18 protein-coding genes are annotated in these 19,090 nt (G+C 67.0%); 12 read left to right on the top strand and 6 right to left on the bottom strand.

Features of this window, described 5'->3' with window-relative positions; all coding sequences use genetic code 11:
- Window positions 1–51: 51 nt before the first annotated feature.
- From EJP67_RS20435 to EJP67_RS20460, 6 genes are all read right to left on the bottom strand, one after another.
- Window positions 52–771 carry an ABC transporter ATP-binding protein gene (locus tag EJP67_RS20435; RefSeq protein WP_126023546.1) on the bottom strand — a complete coding sequence of 240 codons (720 nt, stop codon included), beginning with the start codon at window positions 769–771 and terminating at the stop codon, window positions 52–54.
- A 13-nt stretch (window positions 772–784) separates the two neighbouring features.
- Window positions 785–2,038, bottom strand: coding sequence for an ABC transporter substrate-binding protein (locus EJP67_RS20440; protein ID WP_126023547.1), 1,254 nt, complete (start codon window positions 2,036–2,038; stop codon window positions 785–787).
- A gap of 50 nt (window positions 2,039–2,088) precedes the next feature.
- On the bottom strand, window positions 2,089–3,552 hold the full coding sequence (locus EJP67_RS20445) for an aldehyde dehydrogenase family protein (RefSeq protein ID WP_126023805.1): 1,464 nt from the start codon (window positions 3,550–3,552) through the stop codon (window positions 2,089–2,091).
- A gap of 157 nt (window positions 3,553–3,709) precedes the next feature.
- On the bottom strand, window positions 3,710–4,717 hold the full coding sequence (locus EJP67_RS20450; RefSeq protein ID WP_126023548.1) for a hydroxyquinol 1,2-dioxygenase: 1,008 nt from the start codon (window positions 4,715–4,717) through the stop codon (window positions 3,710–3,712).
- 139 nt (window positions 4,718–4,856) lie between these two features.
- A complete protein-coding gene (locus EJP67_RS20455; RefSeq protein ID WP_126023549.1) occupies window positions 4,857–5,381 on the bottom strand; it encodes a cupin domain-containing protein in 525 nt (174 codons plus the stop codon).
- Window positions 5,382–5,635: 254 nt separating this feature from the next.
- Entirely contained in the window at window positions 5,636–6,598 is a 963-nt protein-coding gene (locus EJP67_RS20460) for a LysR family transcriptional regulator (protein WP_126023550.1), read from the bottom strand.
- Window positions 6,599–6,757: 159 nt separating this feature from the next.
- Here EJP67_RS20460 and EJP67_RS20465 point away from each other — a divergent pair, with 159 nt between their 5' ends.
- From EJP67_RS20465 to EJP67_RS20520, 12 genes are all read left to right on the top strand, one after another.
- On the top strand, window positions 6,758–7,852 hold the full coding sequence (locus tag EJP67_RS20465) for a nuclear transport factor 2 family protein (protein WP_126023551.1): 1,095 nt from the start codon (window positions 6,758–6,760) through the stop codon (window positions 7,850–7,852).
- Window positions 7,819–9,348, top strand: a complete 1,530-nt coding sequence (locus EJP67_RS20470; protein WP_126023552.1) for a L,D-transpeptidase family protein — start codon at window positions 7,819–7,821, stop codon at window positions 9,346–9,348. The genes EJP67_RS20465 and EJP67_RS20470 overlap by 34 nt, the downstream gene beginning before the upstream one ends.
- A gap of 424 nt (window positions 9,349–9,772) precedes the next feature.
- Window positions 9,773–9,967, top strand: coding sequence for a Flp family type IVb pilin (locus tag EJP67_RS20475; protein WP_126023553.1), 195 nt, complete (start codon window positions 9,773–9,775; stop codon window positions 9,965–9,967).
- Window positions 9,968–10,008: 41 nt separating this feature from the next.
- On the top strand, window positions 10,009–10,491 hold the full coding sequence (locus EJP67_RS20480; RefSeq protein ID WP_240650728.1) for an A24 family peptidase: 483 nt from the start codon (window positions 10,009–10,011) through the stop codon (window positions 10,489–10,491).
- An 81-nt stretch (window positions 10,492–10,572) separates the two neighbouring features.
- A complete protein-coding gene (gene cpaB / locus EJP67_RS20485; protein WP_126023555.1) occupies window positions 10,573–11,571 on the top strand; it encodes a Flp pilus assembly protein CpaB in 999 nt (332 codons plus the stop codon).
- A gap of 41 nt (window positions 11,572–11,612) precedes the next feature.
- The gene (locus tag EJP67_RS20490) at window positions 11,613–13,001 is read left to right on the top strand and encodes a type II and III secretion system protein family protein (RefSeq protein WP_126023556.1); all 1,389 of its coding nucleotides are present in this window, start codon (window positions 11,613–11,615) and stop codon (window positions 12,999–13,001) included.
- A gap of 46 nt (window positions 13,002–13,047) precedes the next feature.
- Window positions 13,048–14,331: a CpaE/TadZ family protein gene (locus tag EJP67_RS20495; protein ID WP_126023557.1), complete on the top strand. Its 1,284-nt coding sequence runs from the start codon at window positions 13,048–13,050 to the stop codon at window positions 14,329–14,331.
- Window positions 14,332–14,335: 4 nt separating this feature from the next.
- Window positions 14,336–15,658, top strand: a complete 1,323-nt coding sequence (locus tag EJP67_RS20500; RefSeq protein ID WP_126023558.1) for a TadA family conjugal transfer-associated ATPase — start codon at window positions 14,336–14,338, stop codon at window positions 15,656–15,658.
- Window positions 15,651–16,655, top strand: a complete 1,005-nt coding sequence (locus EJP67_RS20505; RefSeq protein ID WP_240650729.1) for a type II secretion system F family protein — start codon at window positions 15,651–15,653, stop codon at window positions 16,653–16,655. Before EJP67_RS20500 ends, EJP67_RS20505 begins: the two co-directional genes overlap by 8 nt.
- Complete coding sequence (locus tag EJP67_RS20510; protein WP_126023560.1) at window positions 16,652–17,623, top strand: type II secretion system F family protein; 972 nt, start codon at window positions 16,652–16,654, stop codon at window positions 17,621–17,623. The genes EJP67_RS20505 and EJP67_RS20510 overlap by 4 nt, the downstream gene beginning before the upstream one ends.
- Window positions 17,620–18,603 (top strand): tetratricopeptide repeat protein, encoded by a 984-nt coding sequence (locus EJP67_RS20515; protein ID WP_126023561.1) that lies wholly within the window; start codon window positions 17,620–17,622, stop codon window positions 18,601–18,603. The genes EJP67_RS20510 and EJP67_RS20515 overlap by 4 nt, the downstream gene beginning before the upstream one ends.
- Complete coding sequence (locus EJP67_RS20520; RefSeq protein WP_126023562.1) at window positions 18,600–19,064, top strand: DUF3613 domain-containing protein; 465 nt, start codon at window positions 18,600–18,602, stop codon at window positions 19,062–19,064. The genes EJP67_RS20515 and EJP67_RS20520 overlap by 4 nt, the downstream gene beginning before the upstream one ends.
- The last annotated feature ends 26 nt before the right edge of the window (window positions 19,065–19,090 follow it).

Raw genomic sequence — 19,090 nt, forward strand, 5'->3', positions numbered from 1 at the left:
CCCTCTCCCGCATGCGGGAGAGGGAACAAGTCTGAAGACAGGCGATTGCGCTCATGCTTCCATCCCCATGTAGACCCGCCTCACCTCCGGATCGCCCATCACCGCTCGCGGCGCCCCCTCCGCCAGCTTCTGCCCGAAGTTGATGACGAACAACCGGTCCGCCAGCGACAGCAGCGCATGCACGACATGCTCGATCCAGATCATCGTCACGCCGCGCGCCTTGATGCGCTTGAGCTCGCCGACCAGCACCGCGGCCTCGGGCTCCGTGAGGCCGCCCGCGATCTCGTCGAGCAGCAGCAGCTTGGGCCGCGTCGCCAGCGCGCGCGCCAGCTCCAGCCGCTTGCGGTCGAGCAGGGTCAGGCCGCCCGCCGGCTTGTTCGCATGCGCCATCAGGCCCGTCTGCTCCAGCACCTCGTGCGCAGTGCCCCAGGCCTCGCGCTCCGTCTGCTGCCCGCCGAAGCAGGCGGCGGTCACGAGGTTCTCGAACACGCTCATGTTGCCGAAGGGCTGCGGCACCTGGTAGCTGCGGCCGATGCCGGCATGGCAGCGCTGGTGCGGCTTCAGCCGCGTCACGTCGCGGCCGGCATATTCCACGCGCCCGGCGTCGACGCGCACGTCGCCCGAGATCAGGTTGAACAGCGTGGTCTTGCCCGCGCCGTTGGGCCCGAGGATGCCCAGCGTCTCGCCCTCGGCCACCGCGAGCGTGATGTCGTCGGTGACCTTGAGCGCGCCGTAGGACTTGCTCACGGCATGCAGTGCCAGCAGCGTCATGGCGTTCCCGGGTTCACAGCGGCCGCAGCTTGCCGCCGGTGGGAATGTTCGTCGCCGCCTCGTTGTTCACGATGGTCAGCTCCACCTTGTACTTGCTGCCCTTGCCCCACTGGCCGAGCACCAGCGGCGTCTTGCTGACATTCTTGAACGGCCCCTGCCCGCCCCACTTCACCGGCCCGACCACCGAGTTGATCGCAGTCGATGCCACCGCGTCGCGCACGTCCGAAGCCTTCAGCGACTTCGCACGGCCCAGCGAATTCGCCGCCACCTCGAAGAGCGCATGCGCGAAGCCGATGGGCTGGGTCCACTGCTTCTTCGTGCCGGCCTCGTAAGCCTCGGCCAGCGCTTTCGCGCTCTGCTGCGTGAGGCTCGAGGTGAACGGGTGCGAAGGGCTCCACCACACCTCGGTCGAGAGGCCGTCGCCCAGGTCGCCCAGCGCCTCGATGGCGCCGGGGAACAGCAGCGCCTTGCCCAGCGTGATGACCTTGGGCTTGAAGCCCTGCTGCCGCGCCTGCGTGAGGAAGGTCTTGGCGTCGGGCGGAATCACCACGCCGGTGACGATCTCCACGCCCTCCTTCTTGAAGGCCGCGATCTGCGCGCTGAAGTCCTGCGTGCCGTTCTGGAAGCGGCCCGGGTCGGTGAGCGTGAAACCCATCTGCGAGAGCGGCTTGGGAAAGCCCAGCTCCTTGTCGCCCCAGGCGTTGCCGTCGCCGTCGTTCGGGAACAGGCCGCCCACCTTCTTGTTGGTGGCGAGCGTCTTCCAGCCGTTGGTGAAATTGGCGATGACGTCCTCCAGGCCCCAGAACATGTGGTACGTCCAGTTGAAGCCTTTCGCCGGGTCGCCCTTGCGGCCGAAGAACCACGGCTGCCACGGCACCACGCTGGAGATGCAGGGCACCTCGTTGAGTTCGCAGGCGTCGCTCACCGGATTGGCGGTCTCCGGCGTGCCGGCCGTGAGCACCAGCGCGACCTTGTCCTTCAGGATCAGGTCGTTCGCCACCTCGCCCGCGCGGTTGGGGTTCGACTGGCTGTCCTTCAGCACGATCTGCACCGCGTACTTCTTTCCGCCGACGCTGATGCCGTCCTTGAACGCCGCCTTCATCTGGTCGATGACCCACTTGTCGGCCTCGCCGAAGGGCGCGAGCGGCCCGGTCTGCGGCGACACGTAGCCGATCTTCAGCGTGTCGGCCGCGAACACCAGCGGTGCCGCGCCCGATGCCACCAGCGCGGCCGAGGCCTGCGTGAACTGTCTGCGGTTGAATGCCATGGTTGTCTCCGTTTCTTCTGTCGTTTTCTTCTTGCCGCCGCTTCAGGGGGTCAGCGCGCGAAGTGCGGCGGTATCTGCGCGTCGACGTTCACCCACACGCTCTTGACCTGCGTGTACTCGCGCATCGCGTCGAAGCCCATTTCGCGGCCGTAGCCGCTCTGGCCGACGCCGCCGAAGGGCGAGCCGGGGTTCACGCGCTTGTAGCTGTTGATCCAGACCATGCCGGCGTGCAGGTCGCGCGCCACCTTGTGGGCGCGCTGCAGGTCGCGGGTCCACAGGCCGCTGCCCAGGCCGTAGTCGGTGCCGTTGGCGATCTGCATCGCCTCCTCGTCCGACTTGAAAGTGAGCACGGTGACGAAGGGGCCGAAGACTTCTTCCTGCGCAACGCGGTCCTTGTACGACTTCGCTCGCATCACGGTGGGTTCCACGTAGCAGCCTTTGGCCAAGTCGCCTCCGGGCGACCTGCCGCCCGCCAGCAACTCACCGCCTTCGCCCAGCGCCACGTCGACATAGCTCAGCACGCGCTCGCGGTGCTGCGCGCTGGTGAGCGGGCCCATCTCGGTCGCGTCGTCCAGCGGGTTGCCCAGGCGGATCGACTTCGCGAGCGGAATGAACTGCGCGAGGAATTCGTCGGCGATCTTCTCGTGCAGCATCAGCCGCGAGCCCGCGATGCAGGCCTGCCCCTGGTTGTGGAAGATGGCCCATGCGCTGCCGTTGACCGCCGCCTGCAGGTTCGCGTCCTCGAAGACGATGTTCGGCCCCTTGCCGCCGAGCTCCAGCTGCACCTTCTTCAGGTTGCCGGCGCTGGCCTGCACGATGCGCCGGCCGGTGGCTGTGCTGCCCGTGAAGGCGATCTTGGCGATCTCCGGATGCTCGGCGATGTACTGGCCCGCCACGCTGCCCAGCCCCGGCAGCATGTTGACCACGCCGGGCGGCAGGCCGGCCTCGGCCATCAGCTCGGCGATGCGCAGCGAACTCAGCGGCGTGATCTCCGCCGGCTTCATCACGATGCAGTTGCCAGCCGCGAGCGCGGGCGCCATCTTCCAGCTGGTGAACATCAGCGGGAAGTTCCACGGCACCACCTGGCCGACGATGCCCACGGGCTCGCGCAGCGTGTAGTTGAGGAAGCCCTCTTCCACCGGGATGGTCTCGCCCTGGAACTTGTCGGCCATGCCACCGAAGTAACGGAAGCACGCCGCGGTGCGCGGCACGTCGAGGCGGCGCGAATCGCGGATCGGGTGGCCGGTGTCCAGCGATTCGAGGCGCGCGAGCTCCTCGGCATTGGCCTCGATGAGGTCGGCCAGCTTCAGCAGGATGCGGCCGCGATCGGCGGCGGCCATGCGGCTCCACTTCGGAAAGGCACGCTTCGCCGCGGCCACGGCCTTGTCGACGTCGGCCTTGCCGGCGAGCGCCACGTCGACGATGGGCGTGTTGTCGTGCGGGTTCAGCGTGGCGAGGGTCTCGCCGGACTCGGCGTCGACGAAGCGGCCGTCGATGAAGAGCTGGCGGCGGATGGGCGTGCGCAGGCCTGCCGAAGCGGCGATGTCATTGGGGTTCATGTCTTTGCATTCCTCCCTCTCCCCTTGTGGAGAGGGTCGGGGTGAGGGGGCGTTCAGGGCGCAGCGGCGACCCTCACCCCAGCCCTCTCCCGCTCGCGGGAGAGGGGGCCATTCAGAACTGGACCGGAATCTCGGGCGACTCGCCCTTCTGGATCTCGTAGACCAGGCTGGGCGAGCCGTTCTCCCACACCAGCAGCATCGAGCGCTTGGGACTGAAGCCCTGGTGGCGGCAGTAGGCGGGCATGGCGGCCATGTCGCCGGCCTTCATGATCACGCGGGCCATGGGCCTGCCGGTGTTCTTGTCGCCGCAGTCCCAGTGGATCTCGTCGGTCATCTGGAAGAACCACTCGACGCGGTCGTTGCCGTGGATGATCGGCAGGATGTGTTCCTCGGTGGTCGGGCACATGTAGCTGTGCTTCACCACCGAGGTGAAGCTCGGGTTCCAGGTGACCTGCGAGCGGCTCAGGAAGCCGAAGAGATTGAAGGCGTGCACCTCGTTCTCGAAGCCGGGCTCGGGGTGCAGTTCGGGCTGGCCCTGCGGCACGTCGGCAAAAGCGCGGTTGACCGGTGCGCCGCGCTCGTCGCTGCGCAGGTCGAGGTCGCCCTTCAGGCCCACGCAGCGCTTGGCCAGCTCGCGCGCCCTGGTGATCTTGGCGGTGTTGTTGCCGTTCTTGCGGCCGTAGGGCGAGCCGGTTTCCTGCGGCGCGGCGAAGGGGTCGAAGCTCTCGTTGGTCCAGTCGTCGAGCATGGCCTCGAAGGTGGCGCGGATCTGCGCGGTCGGGAAGTTCTCCAGCAGGTCGATGCCCGCTTCCTTCATGGTGCCGTTGAAGCTGCCGGCGTACAGGTCGACCGACTCGTAGTGGTTGACGGTGCCGAACACGTCGTCGAAGTTGACCCAGCCGTAGAAGAAGCCCCACGCCACGTCGCGCATCAGCGCGCGCAGGTAGCTGCCGGCGTCCATGGTGTGGCTCATGGGTCGGCCGTCGCGGGTCTTCCAGCCGATGTGCACGAAATACTCGTCGCGGCGGAAGCTGAAGCTGCCGAGCGAGAAGTCCTTGTAGCCGAGCGTGGCGTCGGGCTGCGACGCGATCACCTTGGCGAGTTCTGCGGGTGCGTTCATGGTGTTTTCCTTGTCTGGTCTGAACAGGTGGCCTGCATCCTTCGTGGAACACCGCGGAACCGGCTTTGCCGGGCCGCAGGTGTTGCCCCCGGTAGGGGGTTGGCGTAGCGACACGAAGTGCGCGAAGCCTGGGGGCGAGTCAATGTGCCTGGCAGATGTCGGCCCACTTCTCCACGGAGAGATCGCCCTTGCAGCTCTGCAGCACGATCACGCCCGGCTCGCCGGCATTGCGGAACTGGTAGGCGGTGTTCTTCGGCAGCAGCCCCTGGTGGCCGCGCGAGAGCTTCATCCAGCCCATCTTCTTTCCCCTGGGCTCGCCCTTCACTAGCACGGCGCCGTTCTTGTCCTTGTCGGCCACCGCCTGGCTCTCGTCGAGCTGCACCAGGTGCACCTCGACGTCGCCGTCCATCACCAGCGCGAACTCGTCGTGCGCGCAGGTGTACCAGGGCGAGGCGCCTTCGGCGCGCAGCGTCTCCAGCACGTAGATCTGGTTCTGGCCGAACACGACCTTCTCGTACGGCTTGCTGAGGCTCGCGATCTCGAAGCAGTTGGAAAAGGCGTAGTGGCGCACGTCGTCGTCGATGGGTTCGACGTGGCCCTTCTCGAAGTGCTTGAGGGATCCGAAGCGGGTCTTGTAGGTGGCGGTGGATTTGGCGGCTGTCATGGCTTGTCTCCTTGGGTGAGCGAACTCTAGGAGCCATGCGGCGGCACCGGTAGGGACCAGTTTGGAAGAGGATTATTCGGAGCTTCCGAATAATCGCTGGGGTTTACCCCGGTTCGGCCTGCTCACCAAGAGCGAGTCATAGGACTTGTTCGCGAGACGCCGCGGAACCGGCTCCGCCGGGCCGCAGGCGTCGCCCCCGGCGAGGGGGTTGGCGCAGCGACACGAAGTGCGCGGAGCCTGGGGGAGTACCTAGGTCATCCGCTGGTGCGGCTGAACTCGATGAGCTCCGACGGGATGAGGCCACGCTCGATCAACGTCGCATCCCACGGAGGAACGCGCGTGAACCGGGTGGCGATGTGCTCGATGAAAAGGCGCAGCTTCAGCGCATTGCGCGAGGTGCCGGCATACACCGCGCTCAGCGAGAACGACGACAGCTGGTGCTCGGCCAGCACCACGCTGAGTTCGCCGCGCGCGATGGCGTCACCCGCCACCAGCGTGGGCAGGCAGACGATGCCCGCATGCTCCAGCGCATATTCGCGCAGCAGGTGCACGCTGTTGGTCAGCAGTGCCGCCGCGAGGTAGATGGTGGTCTGCTCGCCGCCGTGGTGGAAGGTCCAGCGGTCGCGCGTGGGGTAGCCCGAATAGAGGCCCAGCTTGTGCCGGTGCAGTTCGCGCGGCGTGGCCGGCGTGCCGTGTGCCTTCAGGTACGCCGGCGTGGCGCACAGCACCCGCCGCACCGGAAAGAGCGGCCTGGCCACCAACTCCTGCGAGGCCGCGGGAAAGATCTGCAGCGCGCAGTCGACACCCGCCTTCACCGGGTCGGCCACGGCGTCGCTCACGATCAGTTCCAGGTGGATGTCGGGGTAGGTCGACTGGAACTCGCGCAGCAGCGAGGCGAAGCGTCCCAGCACCATGCCGGTTAGCGCATGCACGCGCAGCGTGCCAGAGGGCGTACCGCGCGCATCGCGCATCTGGTCGACGATGCTGTCGGCGCGGGCCACCAGCTCGGTGCAGTCGCGCAGGAAGGCCTGGCCCATGTCGCTGAGCCGCACCACGCGCGTGCTGCGATGGAAGAGCGGCGCGCCGAGGAACTCCTCGAGCTGCTTGACCCGCGTGGTGACGACCGAATTGGCCACCCGCAGCTGCCTTGCGGCTTCGGCGAAGCTCTGGGTCTGCGCGACACGAACGAAAGTTTCAATGCTTTGGAGGCGGTCCACGGCGGCACTGTACTGCGGGGCCGCCCGGCGCGGGGGCTTCGGGCGGCGTTGCGGGCAAGCCTAAAGGCCGCGAAAGCCCCGTCATCCCTGTATCGGGGGGTTACCCGCCCCACTTACAATCCCTGCCGCATCACCCACCCCTACGAGGTCTTGTCCGCAATGCCCAAGAGCCCCAGGCCACGCGCCCGTTTCAGCATCTCCCCCACCGTGCGCGCCCTGCTCCTGGCCGCGGCCACCTGTGGCGCCGCCCTTCCGGCGCTGGCCGCCATCGAGCACGAGGAAGTCGACAAGCTCATGCAGGCCGGCAAGCTCGACGAGGCCATGGCGAAGGCCGAGGCCTTCCTGAAGGACAAGCCGCGTGATCCGCAGATGCGCTTCCTCAAGGGCGTGATCCAGCTCGACACCGGCAAGCGCAACGAAGCCATCGCCGCCTTCACGCAACTCACGCTCGATGCGCCCGAACTGCCCGAGCCCTACAACAACCTCGCGGTGATCTACGCGAGCCAGAACCAGTTCGACAAGGCCCGCGCCGCGCTGGAAAGCGCGATCCGCACCAACCCCAGCTACGCCACCGCCCAGGAGAACCTCGGCGACGTGTACGCCCGGCTCGCGAGCCAGGCCTACAGCAAGGCGCTGCAGCTCGACCAGAACAACACGGCCGTGCAGCCCAAGCTGGCGGTGATCCGCACGCTCTTCACGCCGACGCCACCCGGCGCCAAGCCGACCGCGCTGATTGCCGCCGCGCCCGCGCCGGCCCCGGTTGCAAAGGCAGCGCCTGCGCCGGCTCCGGCACCTGTCGCTCCGCCGCCGCCCGCCAAGGTCGCGGCCGCTCCCGCACCGGTGGCCGCCGCACCCAAGGCACCGGAAGCTGCACCGGCTCCCGCGCCCGCCCCGGCACCGGCTGCCAGCGCGACCGCCAATGCCGAAGTCGAATCGGCCGTGCGCGCCTGGGCCTCGGCCTGGGCCAGCCAGGACATGGACCGCTACCTTGCGGCCTACGGCCCCGACTTCACGCCCGCCGGCGGCCAGAGCCGCAAGAACTGGGAAGAAGACCGCCGCGCGCGCATCGTCGGCAAGTCGAGCATCAGCGTGAACATCGAGAACCTCGCGATCAAGGTCGACGGCCAGAACGCGACGGCCAGGTTCCGCCAGATCTACCGCGCGGACAACCTCAACGTTTCGAGCCGCAAGACGCTGGAGATGCAGCGCTCGGGCAATCAATGGCACATTCGCAAGGAAAGCGTCGGCGGCTAGTGGCAGACATCGTCCGGCAGGGCCGGCTTCAGCATCCCCCTTTTCGTCTGCGCAGCGGGCAGCAACTGCTCGCGGCGCTTGCCGCCGTTTCCGCACTGATGTTCGCGGCGCCCGGTGCCGCGCTGGCTTCGAACGCCGCCGGCAAGACGGCCAAGACAAGCGGCAGCGTCCACAAGGAAAAAACCAGGGCGAAGGGCCCGGCTGCCAATGCACGGTCCACGGCGCGTGCCGGTGCGGCCGGACGCCCCTCTTCCGTCAAGGAAGCGAAGGAAGCCCGCAGCGCCAAAAGCAGGAAGGCCGGTACCGCCGTTGTTGCAGCGGCCGCGACTTCGGCGACCGCCGCCAGGGCCACGCGCAAGCCTGCGCCCGCAGGCACCATCCAGGAAGCCAGCAACGCCGAAGCCCGCCTGATCGCGGTCTACGAGATGTTCGGCCGCGGCCAGACCCGCCCCGCGCTGGCCAAGGCGCGCGACCTGGTGCGCGACTATCCGAACTTCCAGCTCGCGCAGCTCGTCTACGGCGACCTGCTCGCGGCGCAGCTGCCGCCGTCGAACTCGCTGCCCGACACCGCCAGCATCGCGAAGATGCGCGGCAACCCGGCCATGGCCGAACTGCACGAGGAATCGAAGCGCCGCCTGCAGGCCCTGCGCGACCGCCCGCCGGCCAACACCGTGCCCTCGCAGTTCCTGGCGCTGTCCACCCGCAGCCGCTACGCCATCGCCGTGGACGCATCGCGCTCGCGGCTGTACCTGTTCGAGAACTCGGACAAGGGCCTGAAGCTCACGGCCGACTACTACATCTCCGTCGGCAAGGCCGGCACCGACAAGGTCACCGAAGGCGATGCGCGCACGCCGCTGGGCGTGTACTACATCACCAGCAGCCTCGATCCGAAGTCGCTGAAGGACTTCTACGGCGCGGGTGCCCTGCCCATCAACTACCCCAACCCGTACGACGTGCGGCGCGGCAAGACCGGCGGCGGCATCTGGCTGCACGGCACGCCGCCGCAGCAGTTCGCCCGGGCGCCGCTGGCGAGCGACGGCTGCGTGGTCATGGCAAACCCCGACCTCAGGCAGCTATTGCGAAAAGTGCAAATCGGCGCCACCCCGGTAGTGACCGCACGCAGCCTGCAATGGATTTCGCAACCGCAGGCAGAAAAAGAATCCCAGTCAATTACAAGTGCTATCAACGGCTGGAAAGACGCCCGCGCCAGCGGAAATGAAGCGCAATTGAAGAAATTCTATTTGCCCGATTTCCAGCGCAGCAGCAAGAAATCCAATGAGGGAATTTCAGTCGTCGACGACGAAGTGAAATATGCGCAGGGCAAGCGCGTCCAGCTCAAGGACATGTCGTACCTCCACTGGAAGGACGGCGACGACACCATGGTCGTTACCTTCGGCGAGGTGTTCGAAGGCGAGAAGAGCGGACGTTCCCGTCGCCAGTACTGGTTACGCCAGGGTACCGACTGGAAGCTCTTCCACGAAGAAATCCTGGGCTGAAGCCCGGCCCGAAACCCTCCCGCCGAAGGGGCGACCCCCTCAAACTCGTGACTTTTTGCTCACGAGTTGGGCCTTTTTTGACCGTTACATTTGGGGCTTCGGACCCCATGCTACGTAACGCGTAACGGGTTTGTTCCCGTAACACCCCCGCTCCGAGCGTTCCCCGCGGCGTTACGCCACATCCCCCCTTCATGGGAGGCGCCATGTGGCCTACAGAGGGAAAAATTCGTTTCCTAATCGTTAACCAGCTGACCAGGCCACTCCTGGCTCGGGCTGGCAAGAGGCTGGCCGCTATCCTGCTTTACCCCTTTCGGCTAGCACACTCTGACGAAAGTCTTGCGGGTTTGCCTTGTTGATACACGGAGTTACGCTGTATAACATCCACCTCGCAAGCCTTTGTTAACACTTCCTGAAAGGGGAAATCATGCTTAGCTCTATTGCTCGTTTTTTGCGCGATGAAGAAGGCGCGACCGCAATTGAATATGGAATTATTGCGGGGCTTATTTCCGTTGCTATCGTCGCAGTTTTGGCTGGAGAAGACGGTCTGGGCAAGCGTCTGGCCAAAGTCTTCCAAGACATTACCGACAAGCTGACGTCCACCAAGTCGGGAACTACCTGACCATAGCCCAAAGACTTGAATAAGTGCCGGCATTAACCTGCTTGCTATGGCTGCTCTGTGTTGCCGTCTATGACTTCCGAAAGCGCCGTGTTCCCAACTGGCTGGTCCTGTCCGGAGTTGTCCTGGCTCTGGCAATCCTCGGCCTCGGGGCGCAGCCTTTCGGCATCGGCTGGACAGCAGCACTCGCAGGCGCCGCATCAGGCTTCGGTTTCCTCTTGCTCTTCTACGCAATGGGGCTCATGGGAGCAGGCGACGTGAAATTCGCTGGTGCTCTCGGACTTTGGGTCGGCATGTCCGCCTTGGTGCCGATCTGGATCATCGCCAGTCTGTTCGCAGGATTGCACGGAGCCCTCTGGCTCGCCCTGCAGCGCTGGCCCTTCTTCCCACGGCTTGCCCTGATCCTTTCGGGCCCGCCCTCCCCCTCCGCTGGCGGCAGATCGCCAAGCCGGGCTCGCTTCATCCCTTACGGGGCCTACCTCGCACTGGCCACGGTGGCCTGGATGTTCTGGGGACGACAGAGTTAGCAGCCATACGCCTCTGTCACCGCAGGCCATTCATTTCCCATTTTTCATGATCGCTTGCCCTCACCCTCCAGCCCGCCGCACATGATCAATTTCTCCAAAATCATCGCAGCCATCCTGGTACTCCTGGCCATCGCGCTGGGCGTCTATGCATGGATGCTGAGCCGGCAGGCGCCCGTGCCAGTGACGACAGCCGCCAACCCGGCGAACGTTCCCGCCAAGACCCAGCAGACGCTTACATACCCCGTCGTGGTGGCGTCCAAGCCCCTGCCTGCCGGCCTGGCCATTCCCGCGGATGCGCTGCGCGTGGAAAGGCTGACGATCAATCCCGTTGGCGCCTTCCAAGACGTGAACGTTGCGACGGGCCGAGTTCCGGTGCTCGACCTCGCCGAAGGCACGCCGCTGATGGAGAACCAGTTGGTCTCCGGTCTCGCGCTGCGCATCAACGAAGGCGAGCGTGCCGTGGCGGTCAAGGCCGACGAGGTCATGGGCGTAGGCAACAAGATCCAGCCCGGTGACTTCGTGGATGTTTTCATCACGCTCAAGTCGGACGGCAAGGACGTGGATCGCAGCCAGGCGCGACTGCTGCTCGCACGCAAGCGCGTGCTGGCTTTCGGCAGCGCCTCCGTCGACGGCCTGCAATCCAAGTCGCCGGACAAGGCAGCCGCACAGCAGGCCCAGCGCAACGAACAGGCCCGCACCGCCGTTCTCGCCGTGCCTGTCGACGAAGTGAACCGCCTGACCATCGGCGACGCCAGTGGCCGCCTGATGCTCGCCCTGCGCAACCCGACCGACATGTCGGAGCCCGATCCGAAGCTCTTCGCCGAGTTGCCCACCGCCCTGCAGCCGTCCGTTTCCAAGGCCGGCGAGCCGCGCCGCACACCTCTCGAAGGACTCGACCGCGCCCAGGCCGGCCTGACCGCCGCAGACCTCGTCACCGGCGGCAAGGGCCCGGGTGTCCGCCCGCAAGCCATCGAAGTGCGCGCCGCCACCAACGGTGCCCCGCGCGCGGCCGGTCCCGCGCGAAGCGGGCTTCAGGTCGAAGTCATTCGCGGCGAACGCAGCGAGACCGTGAGCTACTGAGCAGGCAGCCAGCCGGAATCCGCCATCCAGGAAAACAACACATGCACACCACGCCTCGCGAGCAGTCGACACGTGCCACTCGCAGCCTCATGAACACTTCCTCGCGGCTGCTGCGCCCGTCCCTGATTGCCCTGTGCGCGATGACACAAGCCGTCTGGTCCCCGGTAACGGTTGCCGCCGACGCGCAGCCGGCGCGCACACAACCGCAACGTCCCATCGTGCTGAGCGCGGGAACCCAGCAGGAGCTGGTGATCGACAAGGGCATCGACCGCATGGCCATCGGCGACGAGGCGGTGGCCGGCGTCACCATCACGCGCAAGACGCAGAGCTCGCCCGCGGCACGGCTGATCGTGACCGGCAAGGCCGCGGGCCGTACCTCGCTGATGGTCTGGGAAAAGGGCAGCGCGGCGGCAACCAGCTACGTCATCGAGGTGCGGCGACGCACGGCAACGTTGGCCGGATCGATGGACAGCATGACCGCCCACCAGCAAGCGCGCGACACCGCGTTGGCCAGCGCCGCCGACAAGGCCGATCTGATCGACCGCTCGGTCGTGAACGTGCGCAGCAGCACCGTTCAGGTCGAAGTGAAGGTCGTGGAGTTCAACCGGAGCGTACTCAAGCAGGCCGGCCTGAACATCTTCAGCACGCGTCCCAACTCGAGCGGGTTCAGCTTCGGCGTCTTCTCACCCTCATCGCTGGCGTCCGCGACCTTCGCCTCCAACGGACAGCTCAGCGGCGAATACAACAACCCGCTTTCGCAGGCCTTCAGTCTTCTCTTCAACTTCAGCAAGGCCGGCATCGGCCTGAACGTCGGCTTCCTCGAAGGCAACGGTATGGCGCGCGTTCTGGCCGAGCCCACGCTGGTGGCGCTGTCGGGACAGAGCGCGAGCTTCCTGGCCGGCGGCGAGCTGCCAATTCCGGTGCCGCAGGGCCTGGGCACCACCAGCATCGAATACAAGCCCTTCGGCATCGGCCTCACGCTCACGCCCACGGTGCTCTCGAACGAGCGCATCGTGCTGAAGGTGGCACCTGAAGCCAGCGACCTCGACTACACCAATTCCCTGAGCCTCAACGGCGTCGCCGTGCCCGCCATCACCACCCGCCGCGCCGATACCACGGTGGAGTTGGGCGACGGCGAGAGCTTCATCATCGGTGGCCTCGTAAGCCGCACCACCACCTCGAATGCGGACAAGGTCCCACTGCTGGGCGACCTGCCGATCCTCGGCACCTTCTTCAGCAAGAACAACTACAAGATGAACGAGAAGGAGTTGGTGATCCTGGTCACCCCGCACCTGGTCAAGCCCATCGCGCGCGGCACCGACCTCACGCCCTACCTGCCCGGCACCGCCGAGCAGCGCGACGGCGCGGTGTGGCGCTCGTACTTCCTGGGCGGCGCGATCGACACGCCCGTGCCCGGCTTCTCCCGCTGACCGACCCGACATCGATGACCCGGAACATGCATCGCAGGCTGGCACCATGAACGCACCACGCGACAGCATCCCAGAAACAGGCAGCGAGACCTATCTCTTCGCGTCGAGCAATGGCGGCCACATCACCTGGCTGACCGACGCGCTCGGCACCCTCGGCTCCGTGGTGGTCCTGCCGCCGGACACGAAGTCGATCGACGAACGCATCGCCCTGCTGGGGCCGGTGGCGGTCTTCATCGACTTCTCGCCCGACCAGGGCGCCACCGCGAGCCAGCTCCACCAGCGCCTGAAGCGCGACTGGCCCACTCTGCCGGTGCTGGCCACCGGCGTTTCGGCCGAGCCCGCCGCGATGCTCTCGGCGCTGCGCGCGGGCGTGGACGACTTCATCGACATGGCCGCGCCGCCTACCGACGCCGTGGTCACGCTGCGCACGCTGCTCGAGCGGCGCAGCACGCTTCAGGGCGGCACGCGCGGCAGCACGCTCGCACTGCTGGGCGCGCGCGCCGGCCTCGGCGTGACCACGCTGGCCACCAGCCTGTCTCTCGCGCTGAACGACCAGCTCACGCAGGCGCCGCAGCGCCCGCCGGGCCGCAGTTCGCGCCACGGCGTGGCCCTGCTCGACCTGGGCCTGCCCGCGCGCGACGGCCTGCTCTACCTCGACACGCAAAGCGGCTTCAGCTTCGTCGACGGCGTGCGCAACCTGCGCCGGCTCGACCAGACGCTGCTGCACACCGCGCTCGCGCACCACACCAGCGGGGTGGCCATCCTGCCGCTGCCCGCGAGCCTGGCGCAGGTGCGCGAGATCTCGCATGCCGACTCGGTCTCTCTGATCAAACGCCTGGCCGACTTCTTCGACTTCCAGATCGCCGACCTCGGCGGCTTCTCGACCATCGACTTCATGGCCCAGACCGTGCGCGAGGCGCAGCAGGCGTGGGTGGTGTGCGACCAGAGCATCGGCGGCATCGTTTCCACGGCCAACATGCTCAAGGAGCTGCGCGCGCGCGGCGTCGAAACCGAGCGCCTGTCGCTGGTGGTGAACAAGTTCGACAGCCACGTCGGCCTGTCGGCCAAGGACATCGCCGAGCGGCTCGAGCTGCCGCTGCGGCATGTGCTGCCCGCGCGCAGCGCCCAGCTGCTCGCTGCCGCCAGCCGCGGCGAGATGCTGGTGCGCACCGCGCGCAACGACCCCTATTCGCAGGCCGTGACGGGACTCGCCCGCAGCCTGCACCAGGAATACATGTCTGCCTCGGGCCAACCCCCGGCCAAGGATCCACGCTGGGTTGCGCTCATGTCGCAGGTCACCGGCCTCTGGAAGAGTTCACACGAAGGTTGAGCCCATGTCCACCGATATCGAATTCGCCGACGACGACCAGGCGTTCATCAACTCCCAGCAGTTCCAGGACATCAAGAGCTGGACGCACGACCACCTGCTCAGCCGCATCGAGGAACTGGGCGCGGAGTTCGGCCGCTGGTCGCGCGCATCGATCCAGCAGTTCGTCGAACTGGAGGTCGACAGCTTCGTGCGCCTGCGCCGCGTGCCGATCAACGACCGCGAGATGCAGCTCATCTCCGACGCGCTCACCAAGGAGCTCGCCGGCTTCGGGCCGCTGGAAGACCTGCTCAACGACCCGGCCGTGGAAGACATCCTGATCAACGGCTACCAGAACGTGTACGTGTCGCGCCACGGCGTGCTGGAACGCGAGACGGTGCGCTTCGCCGATTCCGAGCACGTGATGCGCATCGTGCGGCGCATCCTGGCGCCGCTGGGTCGCCGGCTCGACGAGTCGAACCCGATGGTCGACGCGCGCCTGCCCGACGGCGGGCGCATCAACGTCATCATCGAGCCGCTGGCCATCGACGGCCTGTCGGTGTCGATCCGCAAGTTCCGCAAGGAGCCGCTCACGCCAGCCGACCTGGTGAAGCTGGGCACCTTCGACGCGGGCATGGCGCAGCTGCTGGAGATCGCGGTGCGCGCGCGCTGCAACGTCCTCGTGAGCGGCGGCACCAGCTCGGGCAAGACATCGCTGCTCAACGCACTCGCCAGCTTCATTCCTGCGCGCGAACGCGTGATCACCATCGAGGACACGGCCGAACTTTCGCTGGGCACCAGCCACGTGGTGCGGCTCGAAAGCCGCCCCGGCGGCTTCGACGGCCAGGGCGTGGTGTCGATCCGCGACCTGCTGCGCAACAGCCTGCGCATGCGGCCCGACCGCATCATCGTGGGCGAGGTGCGCGGCGCCGAAGTCATCGAGATGATGCAGGCCATGAACACCGGCCACGAAGGCTCGATGGGCACCATCCACGCGAGCTCGCCGCGCGAATGCCTCTACCGCCTGGAGATGCTCGCGGGCTTCGCCGGCTACCAGGGCAGCGAGGTGAGCCTGCGCCGCCAGATCGCCAACGCCATCGACTTCATCGTGCAGATCGGACGGCTGTCGAACGGGCAGCGCCGCATCATCTCGCTGAGCGAGGTCACGGGCGTGAACGACAACGTGGTGGCAATGCAGGAGCTGTACCGCTACGAACCGATCGTCTCGCCCGACGGCGAGGAGCGCGACCGCTGGGTGTCGCTGGGCATCGCGCCGCATTCGCCCAAGATCACGCGCTTCCGCCAGTCGCTGCAGCGCGCGGCGCAGCATGGAGGAGACAACCGTGCGTGAAGGCCTGCTCGTCGCGTTCTGCATCGCGCTGCTGCTCGCGGCCGCGGGGCTGCTGCTGTGGCAGTGGGCGAAGAACCGGCAGGAGCGGCAGGCGACGGGGCGGCATCTGAGTCAGCAGATTCAGGCGTCAGCGGCGGCTTCGGCAGCCGATGCTTCGCCGATTCCAATGCCGCTGCGCGACATGCCGGGCGACGGCCTTGCCTCCAGCCTCACCACCGACCCATGGCTGGACACCGGCGCAGCCCCCGTCGCGCCGGAGCGCATCAGCCTTGTCGAACGAGTGATTCCCGGGTGGATGGTGGGCGTGGTCGAGCCACGCACCATCGCCTTCGCACTCGCGGCCATCGTCGGCATCGTCGTGCTCGTAGGCTTGCTGATCGGATGGCTCGCGGCACTGGGCGTGCTGTTCCTTCTGGTGCTGCTGACGAGCTTCGCACTGTGGCTGCAGCTGCAGAAGTTCCGCCGCAAGCTGATCCACCAGCTTCCCGGCTACATCGACGCCATGGTGCGGCTGATCACCATCGGCAACTCCACACAGGCGGCTTTCCAGCTCGCGATCGCCACCACGCAGGCGCCGTTGCGCGGCCACCTGGAACGCGCGGCGGCACTGGTGCGCGCGGGCGTCGATCTCGACCGCGCGCTGCACCAGACAGCGGACAACGTGCGCATCGAGGAGATGTACCTGCTCGCCTCCATCCTAGGCCTGGGCGTGCGATACGGCGGCCGCGCCGACCTGCTGTTGGAACGCGTGAGCAACTTCATGCGCGACCGCGAGCAGGCCGAGCAGGAACTGATCGCGCTGTCTTCGGAGACGCGTCTTTCGGCCTGGATCCTGGGCCTGCTGCCGGTGGCGGTTGGTGCCTTCCTGATCCTCACCAATCCGAGCTATTTCATGGGGATGTGGAACGACGGCACCGGCCGCATCCTGATCTTTTCCGCGGTGGGCCTGCAGCTGACGGGTGCAGCGCTACTCTACCGTCTGGCGAGGCTAGCATGACGGCGCTCACGTCCAGCCAACTGACCATCTACAGCATCGTTCTGCTGGCGCTGGGCCTGCTGGTGGGCGCCGCGGCGCTCATCGCGGCCGAGCTTCGCCGCACGCGCAGCGGGCAGGTCATCGGCCGGGCCATCAGGCAGGCGGCCGGAGCCGCCGATCCGGGCTCGAAGTCCGCCGTCGAACTCGCCGTGGATCAGGACGCCCCTCCCAAGCCCGAACTCGACCTGCCCTTCCACTGGCTGGACTCGAAGCTCGGCCGTGCGCTGGTGGCGGACGAAGACCGCAACCTCATCGACCAGTGCGGCCTTCCTTCGAAGCGGTCGCAGCTCATCTTCCTGGTCACGCGGATCTCGCTTGCCTTCGTGCTCCCGCTGCTAGCCTATGTCTTCTGGAGCGGCGGGCATGTGCGCAGCACCGTCACCATCGTCCTCGCCACCGCGACCGCCGTCGGCTTCATGGCGCCCAAGTGGGTGCTCGGCCGCATCGCCGCCGGCCGGCGCGAGCGCGCGGCGCAGGAGCTGCCCCTGTTCATCGACTTGCTGCGGCTGTTGCAAGGCGTGGGTCTGAGCCTGGACCAGAGCCTGCAGATCATGGCGACCGACTTCCGCCATGTGCTGCGGGTGCTCGGCTTCGAGCTGGCCATTGCCAACGCGCAGTACAGCCAGGGCCGCACGCGCGAGCATTCCCTGCATCGCCTCGCAACGCTGCACAGGAACGAGAACATGCGCGGCCTCGTCTCGCTGCTGGTGCAGGTCGACAGACACGGTGGCGCGGTGCAGGAGCCGCTACGCATCTACAGCGACCGGTTGCGCGAAAGCCGCCGCTCCGAGATGAAGGAACGCATCGGAAAGATCACCGTGAAGATGACCGGCGTCATGGTGACCACGCTGCTGCCGGCACTGGTCATCGTCACCGCGGGGCCGGGCTTCATCGCGATATTCCGTTCACTGGGAGCCATCAGCAAATGACACCCTTCGACCTTCCCGGGCGCGCGGGTCTCTCCGACCGTCTGCTGGCCTGCGCCGCCGCAGTGGTGGCCGCCGTCGCCATCACCGGATGCGGCGCGCTCAAGGACCAGTACGCCGCGGCTGCCGATGCGCAGCAACGCGCTTCCGCCGAAGCAGCCGCCGACACCAAGGCAGGTGCATCCGTCGACACCAAGGCCACCTATCTCAAGCTCGTCGAGCAGATGCAGAAAGAAGGCCTGTGGTTCGCCTCGCTGGCGCATATCGATGCGCTGGAGCAGCGCTGGGGCATATCGCCCGAGTCGACCCGCATGCGCGCCGATGCGCTGCGCCAGACCGGACAGGCCGCTGCGAGCGAACAGGCCTACAAACGCCTCCTCGGCACGCCGCTCGAAAGCGCCGGCTACCGCGGCCTCGGCCTCCTGGCCGGCACGCGCGGCAGCTTCGCCGAAGCCGTGCAGTTGCTGAAGCAGGCCCAGCGACTGACGCCCACCGACGCAGCCCTGCTCAGCGACCTGGGCTATGCCAGCCTGCGCGCCGGACTGATCGACGAAGCCCGGTTGCCGCTGATGCAGGCGCTGCAGCTGCGCCCCGACAGCACCCAGGCCCAGTCGAATCTCGCGCTATATCTCGAAGTCACGGGCCAAAGCGAGCAGGCGGACAGGCTGATGGAAGCCAATCGCATGTCCGTCGCGGCCCGAACGGCGGTGCGCGACGCCGCACAGCAACTGCGCGCCGGTAACACGGCGCCTCTCGCAGCAGCCCGTGCCACGCTGCCTCCAGCTGCCGCCGTACGCCCGCTTCCCGCTACCGCCGAGTCGCCGCGCGAAGACACGGCAATGCCGCAGCAGCAGCCGCTGATGCTGAAGGCCTCTCGTTGGTCCGGCAGCGGCGGCATCCGCACGGCCAGCCAGCTCAACCCCGCTGCCGCGGATGCCGCGGCTTCCATTTCGCCGACTCCGGCTTCACGAGGTACCCAATGAAAAGAGAACAAGAACAGGCACGCGCCGTCCCCACGCACAGTCTGGCCATCCTGTCCGCATTCGGTATCGCAGCCGCGCTGATGACCTTCGTGCCCACGGTAAAGGCACAGCAGCAAGCGCAGCCCGCACCTGCGAAGGCTCAGGAGCAGAAAGCCCCTGCTGCCGCCGGTGCCGCAGCCGCACCCGCGCCGATGCCCGCGCAGGCGCAGGGCCAGGAAGGAATGGACGAGGAGGACTACGTCATCTACGAGCCGCTGCAGGTGGGCGACGCAACGCATGATCTGTTCGCATGGCAGCGCGGCGGCGAGATTGCCTCCACAACGCCGCGGCCTATCGCCGGCAACGTTGCGAACCACAGCTACCAACGCTACCTGAAGAGCTTCGACTACCCGATTCCGGAGAGCATGGGCTCGATCGTCAAGCAGACGGCCGTTGGCGGCGGCAGCGGGCCGACGAAGTAGGCAGGCAAGGCGCCGACGCAAACGAC

This window comes from Variovorax guangxiensis (genome assembly GCF_003952165.1).
Lineage (GTDB): Bacteria > Pseudomonadota > Gammaproteobacteria > Burkholderiales > Burkholderiaceae_C > Variovorax > Variovorax guangxiensis.